Consider the following 14,612-nt stretch of genomic DNA (forward strand, 5'->3'; position numbering starts at 1 on the left):
CAAATAAAGTAAAGCTATCAGCTGCACAGCATCAACCTATACACCGTAGCGTGGGTTGAGTCTCACGAAACCCACGGATAAAAGAACACGAAGAACACCCAAGAGCCCGGTGAGTCATTATTAAAGAATATTAATCATACGCTGCATATGAAAGTAGGTCATCCTACTGCGTAGCGCACCATAGCTCTAAATACTAGAAAGCCCGACTCGAAAGAGCCGGCTTTTTTTACGCCTAAGAGAAAATAAAATACGTAGGTTAACCTGCCCACCGTAGCGTGGGTTGAGTATTACGAAACCCACGGGTAAAAGAACGTCACGAACACCTCAGAGCCCGGTGAGTCAATATTAAAGAATATCAATCATATGCTGCATATGAAGTAGGTCATCCTACTGCGTAGCGCACCATGGCGCCAAATACAAGAAAGCCCGACTAGAAAGAGCCGGGCTTTTTTACTTCTGAAGGAAAATATGAATAGGTAGGTTAACCTGACCACCGTAGCATGGGGTGAGTATTTGACACCCACTAATTAAAGAACACGACAGAGTATGAGAGCGAAGCATTTGTTATGTGGCTCTTTACCGCTGTAGGTATTCGCACTAAGCTCAAACTTGACCTTGCAAGGTTGCTACGATACGCCGGCTACCACCATGATCTCTGTGCTCGCCAAGGTAAACTCCTTGCCATGTGCCGAGCTGTAAACGGCCATTGCTTATTGGAATTGATAGTTCACAGCCTATTATGCTGGTTTTTATGTGCGCCGGCATGTCGTCATCACCTTCATAATCATGGCGGTAATAAGGCTGGCACTGAGGAACAAATTTATTAAAATGACTTTCCATATCCATACGAACGGTTGGATCGGCATTTTCGTTGATTGTTAGACTTGCAGAGGTGTGTTGTATAAATAAGTGAAGTAAGCCAATTTTATAATTCGCTAACTCAGGAAGTTGTGAAGTAATCTCGTCATCAATAATATGAAAACCTCGCGAACGAGGTTTTAAGTTAATCGTTTTTTGCAGCCAGCTCATAGCTTATCAAAGCTGACTTCAATATTTGCATTGCCTGAATCTGAAGTGAAAGGAATTAAAATTTTCGCCCCTTCGCTTTTATGGGTAATTGTATGACCTTCGCCAGATACAACAATAGGTGTTGCCATGTCAAAGTCATAGCCTTTCTCACCGAGCAAGTTCTTTGCGCCACCTGTTACCATATTGGTTATTTCACCAACCATATCAGTTACTTCTTCGTTAACAGAATCAGGTCTTTCGCCAAGCATGCGTTCCATAATTGTAAGCGCTAAACTTTTATCGAAGGTGATAGAAAAAGAACCTTTGGTTTGAGGGCCTACCATACCTATCAATCCTGAAACATCACCACAGGCAATTTCATCTTTTTTGATTCTAGGCTTTCCTGGCTTTAATTCTGTTTGCGCCATTGTGCTTAACACATTTAATAAGGAAGCTAGAAAAGGATTGATAAACTCTACATTCATTGTTACTTGTCCCTTAAGTTTGGCAGTTAAACTGCATTTATATACTTTAAAGTGTAGTGCTTTATTTTAGCTCTGCACTTTATTATTCTTTACACGATGCACATTGTCCATGCGCTTCAATTGTTTGACCCGAAACGATAAAGCCACTTTCAGCCGCTAAACTATTTAGTTCGTGCGATATGAGGGTCGAGTGCAATTCTTTTACAAACCCACAACTATCACAAATTAAAAGTTGCACTGGGTGTATATGATCAAAATGATGACACAGCATAAAAGCATTAGTACTTTCAATTTTATGAATAAAACCTAATTCAGACAAAAAGTCTAATGCACGGTAAATTGTTGCTGGTTTTGCACCTGATTCAGTTAGTTTTAGCTGTTCAAGTAAATCATAAGCACCAACACCGCCTTGAGCACTGGCGAGAAGGCGAAATACTTTTTCACGGATAGGGGTAAAACGAGCCCCACGGTTGTCGCACACATGCTTTGCTTTACTAACGAGTGATTCTATATTCATCTTCTCTTATCCTTACGCTACCGTGATATACTAACATATTGTGTTGTACTTGCAGCGTTTTTATTAGACACTTTTAATCTAGGAGGTCTAGCAGTGAATGAATTATTAGCGATTTTCATATTCTTTTTTGCCGTTATCGATCCTATTGGCACTGTTCCTGTTTTTATTGCGGTAACGCGTGGAGATAGTGAAAAGTTTAAGCGCAAAGTCATTTACAAGGCTGTTGCAGTTTCTGCAGCAGTGCTGCTTTTCTTTGTGGTAGCAGGGGAAGCGTTATTAAACACAATAGATATTCCACTCTCTGCATTTCAAATTGCTGGCGGGATAGTACTTATGCTATTTGCTTTATCCATGATATTTGGTGAAAGTAAGCCCGAAGAAGAAATTAAAAGTGTAAGAGATAGCACTGAAACAGCTATCTTTCCACTTGCCATTCCCTCTATTGCTAGTCCTGGCGCGATGCTTGGCGCTGTTTTGATGACAAGAAACAATGAATATACATGGGTAGAACAAGCAATTACGTCATCCATGATGTTAGCTGTTTTAGTTGTAGTTTTAATTTTACTTTTACTGGCTACCCATGTACATAAATTAATTGGCGATAGTGGTGCGAGTATTATTAGCCGTATAATGGGGCTTATTTTGTCTTCTGTAGCTGTAAATAATATTCTAGATGGCATAGCTCATTATTTTGGTTTAGCTATTTCAGTTTAACCTCCTTTATTATTCCTGTTTTTTCTGGCCTTTGATTATTGGCTTAACTATTGTAATTGTTAGCTGATATTGAAAAGACTATTATGCAGCAGCTAACTTAATAAGCTGTCAACTAAATCTATTTGTCTCAATCGCTCGCTTATCAAATGCAGCTGTATTTTAAGTCATTTTAGATTTTCAAAACTATCAATAGCTGATGCAAATTTTGTTAATTAATTTTTCTTTGCTAGATTTAATTTAACTGTATTACTTTTTTGGAATGAACATGGACTGGTTAGCTAAAGATGCAAAAACTAAGCCTAATACTCGAAGGCCTTGGAAAGTGTTAATTGTCGATGATGATCTAGAAGTTCATAAGTCTACAAAATTGGCAATGAAACTTTTCGTATTTATGGGGCGAGAGCTTGAATTTATCAGTGCTTATAGTGGAGCTGAAGCAAAAAAAATCCTTAATGAAAGAGATGATATTGCTGTTATTTTATTAGATGTTGTAATGGAAACGGACGATGCGGGGCTGAAGCTAGTAAATTATATCCGCAAAGAACTCAATAACACTAGTACTCGAATTGTACTTAGGACAGGTCAAGCAGGGCTCGCTCCAGAAAGTGAGATTATTAAAAGTTACGATATTGATGGTTATAAAGCAAAAACAGAAATCACACAAAATAGCCTTTATCACCTTTTTTATGTGTCTTTACGTTCTTATCGCGATATTTTTCGTTTAGGTAGCTATAAAAATGCACTTAGAGCACTTTTAAGCTCAGTGTTAAAGGTTGATAAGTTAGAGGATTTAGAGTCTTTCTCAGCGCACCTGTTACGATATTTAAGCGAAGTGTTAGATGCGTATGAAGCTGAATTAGTTGTTAATAAAAAAACAGCCTCTCAAATCACTATTAAAAGTGCGGATTGCTCAGTCTTTAATGCAAAAGTAGATAACTTACCTGCTTTTGATATTTCGTCGTTTATTAATAAAGTGTCAGAAGCTAAAACTATGCTTTATGAAGAGAAATTTGTTGGGATTTACTATTTAAGCCATCAAAATACAGAAGCAATCATTGTATTAGAGGTTGAGTCAGAGCTTGACAGTAATGCGATTGAGTTGGTGGAAATATTTGCAGAGCACGTGTGCTCACTAATAGAAAAATTAATAGGATAGCCACGTGCAAAATTTTGATATTGGTAAAATAATAGCATCTTTAAAGTCTTCATATGGTAAAGACTTCTTGGATACTATTACCATGCAGCTTCATCAATCAATAGGCTCTCAGTTTACATTTATTGCCAAATTAGACAAAGCTAGGTTTGTTTCTCAAACCTTATCATTAGTTGCGGGGGATGATTTTGCTGAAAATTTTGAATACTCCCTTGAAAACACTCCATGTGCAGATGTAAGTGATGATTCGACATGTATATTCCCACGTAGAATTTGCAACTTATACCCAAAAGACCAACTCCTAATTGATATGAATGTTGATGGTTATGTAGGCGCACCTTTACATGATTCGAAAGGGGATGTTTTTGGATTAGTTGTTGCTTTATATACTGATCCAATTAAAAATGCTGACGATGTTGCCGCTTTATTTGAGCTGTTTGCTGGTCGAATATCTGCAGAAATAGAACGAGCTGAAAATGAGTTGGCATTGAGTGAATTGAATCAGCAGCTAGAGCATAAAGTTGTATATAGAACGTTCGAACTAGAGAATTTAATTAAACAATTGAAAAGCTCGCAGCAGCAACTAATAGAACAAGAAAAACTAGCGTCACTTGGAAGGCTTGTTGCTGGTGTGGCGCACGAGGTTAATACGCCGCTTGGAGTTGCTGTTTTAGGTAACTCTACGGTACTCTCAGGGTTAAAACAACTGGAGGCAAAACTAATTGATGGCTCGTTAAGTAAAAGAGATTTAGAAGTATTTATTAACGATAACAAAGAAGCTAGTCACGCTATTGAGTTTAACTTAAATCGTGCAAGTGAGTTAGTTGCCAACTTTAAGCAAATGGCTACAGATTTTCACAGTGATCCAAAAGGTGAAGTTAATCTTTGTGATTGGATACACTCAATCTCTACCAGTTTAAAACCATTACTGAAAAAGTCAGGGATCCATTTAAATTTAGCACTCCCTGATCAGCATATTGTAGTATCAACGTACCCTTCTAGATTAGCGCAAGTGATTACTAACTTAGTAACGAATTCAATTAATCATGCATTTCCCAAGGGTTTTGAAGTTAGTCACAAAGAAATTACAATTAGCCTCACTGGAAACAGCTATAAATATGCCATATTAGTGTCTGATAATGGTATTGGTATGGATAAAGATACCAAGTCGAAAATATTTGATCCATTTTACACAACCAACCGTGTTGCAGGTGGAATGGGTCTTGGAATGACGATTGTACATAGTTTAGTAACGAGTTCTTTAAATGGTCGATTTACAATTGAGAGTGCTATAAATAAAGGAACAACAATACATATCAATTTTGATAATACGGTAACTGAGAAGAATTCACTAAAAGGTAGTTTTAAAAGGGCAACTTCGGATTACTATCAGTTTTATATGACTTTTCATGATCGCTTTATTAGTAAAAGTGATGAAATTAAGCAGCTATTTCAACGTGTTGATTTAGAGCGGCAGCAAAGAATGATCTTGCAATCAATCAACTTGTTTATTGAAAATACTGACGATTTAGATGCGCTATTTGCAAGTGATTCATTTAAAGACATTATTGCAAAGCATAAAAATATGGGGATTAATCAGGATTTAGTCGCTATTTGGAAAAATTGCTTAATTGATACTATTGCACAATTTGATTGTGAGTTTAATGATGAGCTGCAAGCCATATGGAGCAACTTACTCACCAATTTTACAACTGGCTTTATGAAAGAGCTCAACAACCAGCAGCATTGAATGATGCAACCTTATATCGTTAATAAAAAAACCTTTAGTTCTTAGGCTAACATTGGCACTCTTTCACTGAATATTTTGTTATGGACGTGTATAATCGCGATAACAAGTTTAGTAAGTCACACATTTAGTTACTATGCATAATGTTGTGTGCTTGATAATAAATATAGCCAATGGCGCTCAATTTTTGGGTGTTAGCACAATTAAAGCAGTGCAGGGTCATTCAGAGCGATTAAGGTAGTATGAGTATTAAAGTAACCTCGGACTCTAGTCCAGCAAAACCACAAGATTCAGAGTTTAGACGCTTTTCCGTAGCCCCAATGCTTGATTGGACAGATCGTCATTGTCGCACATTTCATCGTAAGATGACTAAACACACAGTTTTGTACACGGAAATGGTGACCACTGGCGCTATATTATTTGGCCGTGGTGATTACCTTCATTTTAATCAACATGAAGGTCCAGTTGCTTTACAGTTAGGTGGTTCTGACCCTGAAGCATTGGCAAAATGTGCAAAGCTTGCCGGTGAGCGTGGTTATAATGAAATAAACCTAAACGTGGGCTGTCCGTCAGATCGTGTTCAAAACGGGCGTTTTGGTGCGTGTTTAATGGGCGAACCGCAACTGGTCGCAGAGTGTGTTGCTGCCATGAAGGCCGAGGTGGATATACCAGTAACGGTTAAAACACGCATAGGTATAGATGAACAAGATTCATATGAGTTTTTATGTGAGTTGATTGAAGCAAGCCATAAGGTTGGCTGCGATGATTTTATTATTCACGCACGTAAAGCGTGGTTAAAGGGCTTAAGTCCTAAAGAAAATCGTGAAGTTCCTCCTCTTGATTACCCGCGTGTTTATCAGCTAAAAAAAGATTACCCTCAGCTGCACTTAAGCCTCAATGGTGGTGTAAAGACAATTGCTGATAGTCAAACACACCTCGAGTATGTTGACGGTATAATGATCGGCCGTGAAGCGTATAGTAACCCGTTTATTCTTAGCGAAGTTGATGAAGCCATTTATAATGAGCAACCCTTCACTTTATCTCGCCATGACGTAGTACGCTCAATGTATGACTATATTGAGTTAGAGATGCAGCAAGGTGCAAATTTTTGGCATGTTGCACGCCATATGCTGGGCATTTTTCAAGGTCAGCCAGGCGCGAGGGGGTTCCGTCGTCATTTATCTGAAAATGGACATGGCAAGCAGGCTGATTTATCAGTGATGGATAAAGCGCTCAGCTTTGTTCCTGAATAGTTTTTTATTGAATACGAATAAAGCCGCTTTTTAGCGGTTTTTTTGATCCTAAAAGTTAGTCAAAATATTCATTTTTTAGTTAATTTAACTTTTTCATTCATTCTCTAGTCATCTTTCTTTTTTTTAATATCAATATTAACTAATTGAAATTAATAGTATAAATTAATTTTTATTTAACTTGGCACAAGTCTTGGAATCTCTTAGTGGTAATCACCCATATTCAATAGGAGAAAATCATGGGCTTAGTAAACCGCGTAACAGATCTCATTCAATCAAATTTAGTATCGGTATTAGATAAAGCCGAAGATCCAGAAAAACTACTCGCTCTACTGATTCAGCAAATGCAAGAAACGCTGGATGAATGTCGTTCAACAGCCGCCGCTCTTTTATGCGAGGAAAAGACGTTAAAGCGGGAGCAAAAAAATAAACAAGCTCGCATTGCTGATTGGCAAGCTAAGGCTGAAATCGCCGTCGAGAAAGGCCGTGATGATTTAGCCACCGCCGCATTAAAAGAGAAACAAAATGTGTCTATTGAGTTGGCGGCGATAGAGCCTGAACTCACTAAGTTAGCTGATTCTCTGGCGACGTTACAAGATGATGCCCAGCGATTGCAAAATAAGTTAACTGAAGCAAAAGCAAAGCTTGCTAGTTATCAAAAGAAACACAATGTAGTTGCTGCAAGGGAGCGAGTGAATCACCAGCTTAATAGTAACAAAATTGCAGATGCACTATCTCGTTTTGACGTGATTGAGCGTCGTGTTGAGTCAATTGAATCTCAAGTTGAAGCATACGATATTACCAAATGTGCTAATAGCACAGCAGAGCAAATCGACGCCCTAGTTAAAGATGAGGCTCTCGATAAAGAGCTTGCAGCGCTTAAAGCTAGCCTAAAACAAAGTGCATAGGAGTAAATAAAAATGAATACATACAATAACCAAACACGTTGGAAGAAAGATCCATTAAATAAAAAGATTTCAGGTGTCTGTAGTGGCTTTGCTCGTCGTTTTGATTTTCCTATATGGGCAACGCGCTTAGTGACTATCTTACTTTTAATTCAGTTTCCATTGTTTATAGGTGGTGGCTACCTTGCCGCACATTTTTGTTTAGATAGTGAAGTATAGTGGGGGAGTGTCATGAAATTTATTGCAGCGTGCTTATTACTCATCGTACTTATAACGTGGAGTCCATTTGAAATAGTGCAGTTTGATTCATGGCAGCTGCCTTTAATTATTGCAGACTTGAGCTGGGTTGGTATTGAATTATTTGGTGTGCTTGTAGCTATTATTGTAGCTATCGCTGCTATTGCATTGCTTAGTGCGGGTTTGTTGGGGGCTGGGGTAATAGTTTGCATTGGTGTGATCTTAGCTCTGTTATTTGGATCTGTAGTTATAGCATGGCCGCTAATATTGATCGTTTGTTTGTGTTGGCTAATAGCTGATAATAAAAAAGCCGCGCAATAGAGTGGCGCAATATGGTGTTGAATCACTAATATTACTGACTATTTTTCCGCAAATATGCTAAATTTAGTCTAAAGAATGATTTATTAACAAGGAACGAAATGACTTTTAAACCATTATTGCCATTAGTGTTATCGACTATTATTGGCATGAGTTTATATTCAGTATGTGCTCAAGCTCATTCAGAGCATCATCATGAAACAGATAGTCAGATTATTGTTAACAATGCGCAAATAAGGGCTTTTTTACCAGCTAGTGAATCGACAGTGGGTTATTTAAGTATTGCGAACCACGGTGAAAAGTCGATTCAACTTACTAAAGCAAGTATAGAAAGTTTAGGGCGTGTTGAAGTTCATGAACATACTCATGTTGATGGCGTAATGAAAATGCAGCAAGTCGATTCATTAGTGATAAAAGCACATCAACAAATTGACTTTAAGCCAGGTGGATACCATTTAATGGCTTTTGAGCCAATTGAACCGTTAAAAGTCGGGCAAGAATTAAAACTCACGCTATATTTTAATGACGGAAACCGAGTTTTTACTCAAGCTAAAGTGGTATCTTTAGAGAGCCAAGTTAAACAAGCGTCGCAATCTGATAACAATCACAAGCATCATTAGGAGGCTTAATGTCACAACATAAAGGGAAAATTATTGGTGTCTTGGTACTAATATTTATCTTGTTTTATGCATTAGCGGTGTATTGGAGTGTTGAACCTGAACGCGTCAATGTCGTTACTTATGCAAAGCAGCAAGCACAAGAGCGAGGTGAGAAACTCGTTACTGGTTATGCGACAACGTCATCGTTAATTAATGTGACAAGCACATTATTGAATAAGTCAGGTGGTTACTTATCTAATGATATGATGCCGCCAAGTGTTTTTATGGATAATATGCCAGCTTGGGAGTTCGGAGCTTTAGAGATGTCCCGTGATCTTGCACTATCGATGCGTAAAGATTTTAGTCGCTCACAATCTCAATCTACCGAACATGAATCTTTAAAAAAAGCACAACCGCAATTTAACATCAGTTCTGAAGCATGGGCTTGGCCAAGTGCTGAAAGTGAGTATCAAAAAGGGATCGATTTTTTAATTCTTTACCGTACGCAAATTGCAGACCAAAGTAATCGTCAGAGTCAGTTTTATGCTCGTGCAGATAATCTTCGTGGCTGGTTAAAAGAAGCTGAAAAACGCCTTGGTAGCCTAAGTCAACGATTGAGTGCTAGTGTTGGTCAAGAGCGCCTCAACACTGATCTAGCGGGCGATAAAGAAGCACATCAAGCAACATATACCCCATTACAAAATCAAGTAAAAACCTCATGGTGGGAAATTGATGACGTTTTCTATGAGTCTCGAGGTGCAACTTGGGCTTTATTGCACTTTTTGCAAGCTGTAGAATATGATTTTGCTGATGTGTTGGAAAAGAAAAATGCGCGCGTTAGCTTACAACAAATTATTCGTGAGTTAGAAGCAACTCAAGAAACTGTTTGGAGTCCGGTGATTTTAAATGGTAATGGTTTTGGCTTAGTGGCAAATCACTCATTGGTAATGGCAAATTATATATCTCGGGCCAACGCGGCTCTAATTGAACTTAGCGAACTTTTAGCGCAAGGATAAAAAATGAAAAAGTATTGTTTAGCAGCTGCCCTTTCTATGGCATGTTTAGCACCAGCAGCTCAGGCTGACACTTTATTAGGTCTGTATATTGGTGCAGATGGGTGGCAATCAGATAACTCTGGTAGCTTTGCTGATAGTGGTAACATGCAAAATTTTAATTTTGAAGATGAAACATTCATCAGTTATTACGCAGCATTAGAGCATCCAGTGCCGTTGGTACCAAATGTTAAACTAAAGTACACAGAGTTAGAACTAAATGGTTCAACCACGTTAAATGGTACTTTTGAGTTTGGCGGCTCTACTTTTACTACAAACACGACAGCAACAACGGTAAGTGATTTGTCACACGTTGATTATATTCTGTACTACGAAATTTTTGATAACGACCTTATATCAATTGATTTAGGTCTGAATGCAAAGCAGTTTGATGGTGACATTACTGTAACAGGCACTGATAATGGTCAAACAAAAAGTGAGAATATTGATTTTTCAGGCTTTGTTCCACTTGCTTACGGACGTGCTGAAGTTGGCTTACCGCTTACAGGTTTAAGTGTCTTCTTTGAGGGCAGCTTATTAGCTATTGATGATAGCAAAGTACAAGACTATCAAGCTGGTATTGCTTGGGAGTTAATTGATAACTTAGCAGTGGATGTGGCGATTAAAGCAGGTTACCGCCAAATGACTCTAGAGCTTGATGATATTGATGATCTATACACAGACATTGATGCTTCAGGTCCATTTGCTGGCATTCAAGTCCACTTCTAAGCATTATTTTGCGTGGCACTACTTTTTAAGTGTGTGCCACGTTACATCAAACTCCTCATCTAACGCACTGCTTAATAATTGTTTATAGCCTTTATTTATAGGTATATTTATTAGCTTTCTTAGCTCATCGCCAGTTTGGGTAAATTTATAGTAGCTTAAAACTAGATCGTTGCTTTTTGGTTTCAGCATTGCTTTTTGGTTTAAAAAAGTTAAGTTCAGTTCTTGGCCTGCTTTAAGTACTCCAGACTCTATTTCTTTGCGGTATATAAGGCCAATATCCATTAAGGTCAATATATCTGGAAAACTGATCCCCGCTCTACCTAAATTAAGCGAGACTTTATTCCCTTTGCGTAAAAGATCAAATATAGATGGTTTTTTATAAAAGCCGAGTAAAATTAAATGACTGTCGTCCTTTTCGTTGTAACCACAAAGCGCGGTACACTTTTGTAATGCATCAGCTTCTCTTTGTGTCATTTGCTTAAGAGTTTGCAAGCTTTTGATTGAAAAAGTCCCTGGTGCAACCGTTTCTCCGGCGAGTATTTTAGCCCATAATTTTTGCATTGACTCATTTGAGGTGTCTTCACATAATGCAATAAAGCGTTCTACCCAGTCACTATCAGGTTGACCATTACTTGTTACATCTGGGCAAAAGTTAACGGCCATTGCCATAATTGCTTCAATATTTTGTTGCTGGTTTATTAGTAAGCGCTGCTGTCTATTTTGAGCGCGAGTAAATACAGAGTCTTTGCTGTTAATCCTAAAGGGAACAGGTGAGCGGCCTTGCGCATCATAGCTCTCATTTTGCACTGAGGCGCGAGGAGCGCTACTCTTAACGATGGCATAGCCTAGCTTAGATTCAATGATATTAGCTAAATTAATTTTTGCTTGTGAAGCTTTGACAGTCATATTAATTCTTATCATCCTTGATTTTCAGTTGCACTGTTGTACTTAAGTTATTAAGTCCAAGTGCTACAGTATTGTTTAAAATATATTGGCTGAAAAGTGCAAAATACCCCCCTACAATTGGCGTAGTGACTTCACCAATCAACTTACACGAGAGAACTGTATGCGCTTGCGCTTGAGTAAAGTTGAAAGACCCACTAACAATATGTTCATTATTAAAAAGAATATTAAAATTAATGGAAGTGTCAGTAATGCTGGTGATTGTCATTTCACCCGTGCCCCATTTACTTTGCCAAAATTGATGTGCGCCGACGCCTGAGCTTGGCTTTGCAATCTCAAATTGAATACTGGGATCAAGCTTCTCCCAAGGAGACCAAGTCCTCCAGTTTGAAAGGTCAGTAATATATGGCATTATCAATTCTTTATTCGCTTTGATATCTAGCTTTTGAGTAACCTTATACTGCTGAGGCAGTAGTAACCCAATGACTAATAGGGTTAAACAGAGAATAAATATCAGTTGAATTAATGTTTGTATGATCTTAATGCTTAATCCTTAAAATATAATTTGATTTCAAGTACAACAAGGTGTTATTCATTGACTATAATACGTAATGTGTCATTCATCTATATTAAATAAGACATCATTTAAATTTAAAATAGCTGTTGCACACTGTATTTAAACTGAAGGATTTATAATGTCGTCTAAGCACAGTGACTTTTTGTTTTTTGATCATGAGGAAGAAGCTTCTTCGCAAAGCGCCTCTACGAGGTTTTGGGATGTATTGATAGTTGATGATGATCCTGAAATTCATTCAGTGACTAAGCTTGCTCTTTCAGGCGTTGAGTTTTGGGGGCGGATACTGCGCTTTCATCATGCATATTCAGCAGCTGAAGCTATCGAGGTGTTAAGTAATACACCCAATATTTCGGTTATATTATTAGATGTTGTAATGGAGTCCGATGATGCGGGTTTAAATGCCGTTAAGCACATTAGAGAAACGCTTCAAAATCATTCAGTGCGTATCATTTTACGAACCGGGCAACCCGGTTATGCCCCAGAAGAGCAAGTCATACGCGAATACGATATTAATGATTACAAAACAAAAACAGAACTAACTCGCAGTAAACTGGTGACCTCTTTAGTGACTGCCATCCGCTCCTACGAACAAATTTGTAAATTAGAATATCAAGGACAAGCGCTGAATAATATTCTTTCAGCGTCTAAAGCTATTTTAGGCTTTACTGATATAAAAGCATTTACTATGGCGGTTATTAAGCAGTTATCAGTCATTCTTGATTGCGAGGCGCAAGGCATTGTGTGTGGTTCGCTAGATGATACGAATCGTATTCAAGTATTAGGAGGCTGCCAAGAGTACAGCGATTTTTTTGGTCAAGGCGTTGAGCAATTAGATAATGGTAGAGTGATTCTGCAAGTACAAAAATGCTTTGAACAGTTAGAGCATCAATACACAGATCACGATGGGACATTTCTTTTAAAAAGTAAAAATCGTCAAGCAGCCATTTTTTTGGAATACGCATCAAAGCCTAATATTGAACAGCTCCAATTTGCTGAGATTTTTTTAACAAATGTGAGTGTTGGGCTTGATAACGTTCGGTTATTTAACCGCCTCAGAGATGCTGCATTTAAAGATACCTTAACTGGGCTTTCAAATAGAACGCATTTTATTGAGCAAGTAGAAAAATATCACAGGGTTAATAACAACGCGCATGTTTTTGTATTAATTGATGTAGCTCACTTTTCAGATATCAATAACGGATTAGGCCAAGAGGTTGGTAACCATTTACTTATAGCGATTGTCGAACGTCTTCAGCAAGAGTATCCAACGGCTCAATTGCTGTCTCGTATTGGTGCAGATGTTTTTGGTTTTTTGATTGCTCAAAATGAGTTTGATGAGACTGAGCTATTTGATAATTTAACCTTACCTTTCCTCGTTGCAGAGCACCTATTGCCGATTGAATTTAAAGCGGGGCTATGTGAACAAAAAGATTTTCAAACAACCGGCATACAAACGTTAAAACTCGCTTACATTGCATTAAATCAGGCCAAAAAAGATAAGCGTAATTCAGCCGTTTATTACACACCAGACATGGAAGAGAAAATGGCGTGGCGATTGGGTATCATTCGTCAGTTACGCCAAGATTTTGAGTGTTCAAAGTTAGCAGTGTGGTATCAGCCTCAACTTGATTTAGGTAACCTTGAGTTGATTGGCTGCGAAGCATTATTACGCTGGCCTTCAGGGCAGAGGAACTTTATTTCTCCCGCTATATTTATTCCTTTGGCGGAAGATGCCGGGTTGATTATAGATATAGGGCAATGGGTATTGGAGCAAGCATGTGAGCAACATAAACGCTTAGAGGCGCTAGGTTTTAAGGTGCGTATTGCTGTTAACGTGTCGGTGCCGCAATTTAAAGTAAAAAATTATGCCGAGCTAGTTAAAAATACTTTACTGAAGTACCAAGTTGATCCAGCATACATCGAGTTAGAAGTAACTGAAAGTGTTGTTATGGATGAGCTTGATATTGTGATTGAAACACTACAAAACCTTAAAGCTTTTGGTATTGATGTGGCAATTGATGACTTTGGCACTGGCTTTTCATCGCTGAGTTACTTACAAAAGCTTCCCGTTAATCGCTTGAAAATCGATCGTGATTTTATTAAAGATATTCCAGATGACGACAATGGGGCGATTGCCTCGCTTGTGATAGCTCTGGGTGCTCAGTTAGGCTTAAAAACGATTGCTGAAGGAGTTGAAACACAAGCCCAAGCTGATTTTTTGAAGCAGCTGGGCTGTAATGAAGTGCAAGGTTTTATGTATGCTAAGCCGATGCCTGAAAGTGAGCTTATTCAATATCTTGAGAGTAATAAATAGGTTTTACTGGGCAGCTCATTGAGCATTTACGAAATCGTTAATACCGCTGGAGCATTTATTCGGGTATACTTTGCGGCCATTTTTAAAGCAATTGGTCATATTTT

The 14,612-nt window shown here is 38.2% G+C and carries 16 protein-coding genes; 11 read left to right on the forward strand and 5 right to left on the reverse strand.

What is annotated here, in order from left to right; genetic code table 11:
• Positions 1-603: 603 nt before the first annotated feature.
• From ACFI4Z_RS08650 to ACFI4Z_RS08660, 3 genes are all read right to left on the reverse strand, one after another.
• Positions 604-1,029 (reverse strand): secondary thiamine-phosphate synthase enzyme YjbQ, encoded by a 426-nt coding sequence (locus ACFI4Z_RS08650; RefSeq protein ID WP_462670236.1) that lies wholly within the window; start codon positions 1,027-1,029, stop codon positions 604-606.
• Positions 1,026-1,493 (reverse strand): chemotaxis protein CheX, encoded by a 468-nt coding sequence (locus ACFI4Z_RS08655; RefSeq protein ID WP_058561911.1) that lies wholly within the window; start codon positions 1,491-1,493, stop codon positions 1,026-1,028. Before ACFI4Z_RS08655 ends, ACFI4Z_RS08650 begins: the two co-directional genes overlap by 4 nt.
• Before the next feature lie 82 nt (positions 1,494-1,575).
• A complete protein-coding gene (locus tag ACFI4Z_RS08660) occupies positions 1,576-2,010 on the reverse strand; it encodes a transcriptional repressor (protein WP_058561910.1) in 435 nt (144 codons plus the stop codon).
• Positions 2,011-2,103: 93 nt separating this feature from the next.
• Here ACFI4Z_RS08660 and ACFI4Z_RS08665 point away from each other — a divergent pair, with 93 nt between their 5' ends.
• The 10 genes from ACFI4Z_RS08665 to ACFI4Z_RS08710 all read left to right on the forward strand — a co-directional run bounded on the left by ACFI4Z_RS08665 (position 2,104) and on the right by ACFI4Z_RS08710 (position 10,714).
• Positions 2,104-2,724: a MarC family protein gene (locus ACFI4Z_RS08665; RefSeq protein ID WP_462670237.1), complete on the forward strand. Its 621-nt coding sequence runs from the start codon at positions 2,104-2,106 to the stop codon at positions 2,722-2,724.
• A 265-nt stretch (positions 2,725-2,989) separates the two neighbouring features.
• The gene (locus ACFI4Z_RS08670; protein ID WP_462670238.1) at positions 2,990-3,880 is read left to right on the forward strand and encodes a DUF3369 domain-containing protein; all 891 of its coding nucleotides are present in this window, start codon (positions 2,990-2,992) and stop codon (positions 3,878-3,880) included.
• Between the two features lie 4 nt (positions 3,881-3,884).
• Complete coding sequence (locus tag ACFI4Z_RS08675) at positions 3,885-5,627, forward strand: ATP-binding protein (RefSeq protein WP_462670239.1); 1,743 nt, start codon at positions 3,885-3,887, stop codon at positions 5,625-5,627.
• A gap of 239 nt (positions 5,628-5,866) precedes the next feature.
• Entirely contained in the window at positions 5,867-6,877 is a 1,011-nt protein-coding gene (dusA, locus tag ACFI4Z_RS08680; RefSeq protein ID WP_462670240.1) for a tRNA dihydrouridine(20/20a) synthase DusA, read from the forward strand.
• A gap of 236 nt (positions 6,878-7,113) precedes the next feature.
• The gene (locus ACFI4Z_RS08685) at positions 7,114-7,782 is read left to right on the forward strand and encodes a PspA/IM30 family protein (RefSeq protein WP_462670241.1); all 669 of its coding nucleotides are present in this window, start codon (positions 7,114-7,116) and stop codon (positions 7,780-7,782) included.
• A gap of 12 nt (positions 7,783-7,794) precedes the next feature.
• The gene (locus ACFI4Z_RS08690; RefSeq protein WP_058561887.1) at positions 7,795-7,998 is read left to right on the forward strand and encodes a PspC domain-containing protein; all 204 of its coding nucleotides are present in this window, start codon (positions 7,795-7,797) and stop codon (positions 7,996-7,998) included.
• A 12-nt stretch (positions 7,999-8,010) separates the two neighbouring features.
• Complete coding sequence (locus ACFI4Z_RS08695) at positions 8,011-8,337, forward strand: hypothetical protein (protein ID WP_462670242.1); 327 nt, start codon at positions 8,011-8,013, stop codon at positions 8,335-8,337.
• Between the two features lie 98 nt (positions 8,338-8,435).
• Positions 8,436-8,954 (forward strand): copper chaperone PCu(A)C, encoded by a 519-nt coding sequence (locus ACFI4Z_RS08700; RefSeq protein ID WP_462670243.1) that lies wholly within the window; start codon positions 8,436-8,438, stop codon positions 8,952-8,954.
• Positions 8,955-8,962: 8 nt separating this feature from the next.
• Positions 8,963-9,949, forward strand: coding sequence for a DUF2333 family protein (locus tag ACFI4Z_RS08705; RefSeq protein ID WP_462670244.1), 987 nt, complete (start codon positions 8,963-8,965; stop codon positions 9,947-9,949).
• A 3-nt stretch (positions 9,950-9,952) separates the two neighbouring features.
• Positions 9,953-10,714, forward strand: a complete 762-nt coding sequence (locus tag ACFI4Z_RS08710; RefSeq protein ID WP_462670245.1) for a TIGR04219 family outer membrane beta-barrel protein — start codon at positions 9,953-9,955, stop codon at positions 10,712-10,714.
• 18 nt (positions 10,715-10,732) lie between these two features.
• On the opposite strand, the gene ACFI4Z_RS08715 is transcribed toward ACFI4Z_RS08710, so the two are convergent.
• Positions 10,733-11,620 (reverse strand): TIGR03899 family protein, encoded by an 888-nt coding sequence (locus tag ACFI4Z_RS08715; RefSeq protein WP_462670246.1) that lies wholly within the window; start codon positions 11,618-11,620, stop codon positions 10,733-10,735.
• Position 11,621: 1 nt separating this feature from the next.
• Entirely contained in the window at positions 11,622-12,029 is a 408-nt protein-coding gene (locus ACFI4Z_RS08720; protein ID WP_462670247.1) for an SRPBCC family protein, read from the reverse strand.
• Positions 12,030-12,312: 283 nt separating this feature from the next.
• On the opposite strand from ACFI4Z_RS08720, the gene ACFI4Z_RS08725 reads away from it, so the two are divergent.
• Complete coding sequence (locus tag ACFI4Z_RS08725) at positions 12,313-14,508, forward strand: bifunctional diguanylate cyclase/phosphodiesterase (protein WP_462670248.1); 2,196 nt, start codon at positions 12,313-12,315, stop codon at positions 14,506-14,508.
• Positions 14,509-14,612: the final 104 nt, after the last annotated feature.

This window comes from Pseudoalteromonas sp. RWi3 (assembly GCF_054960735.1).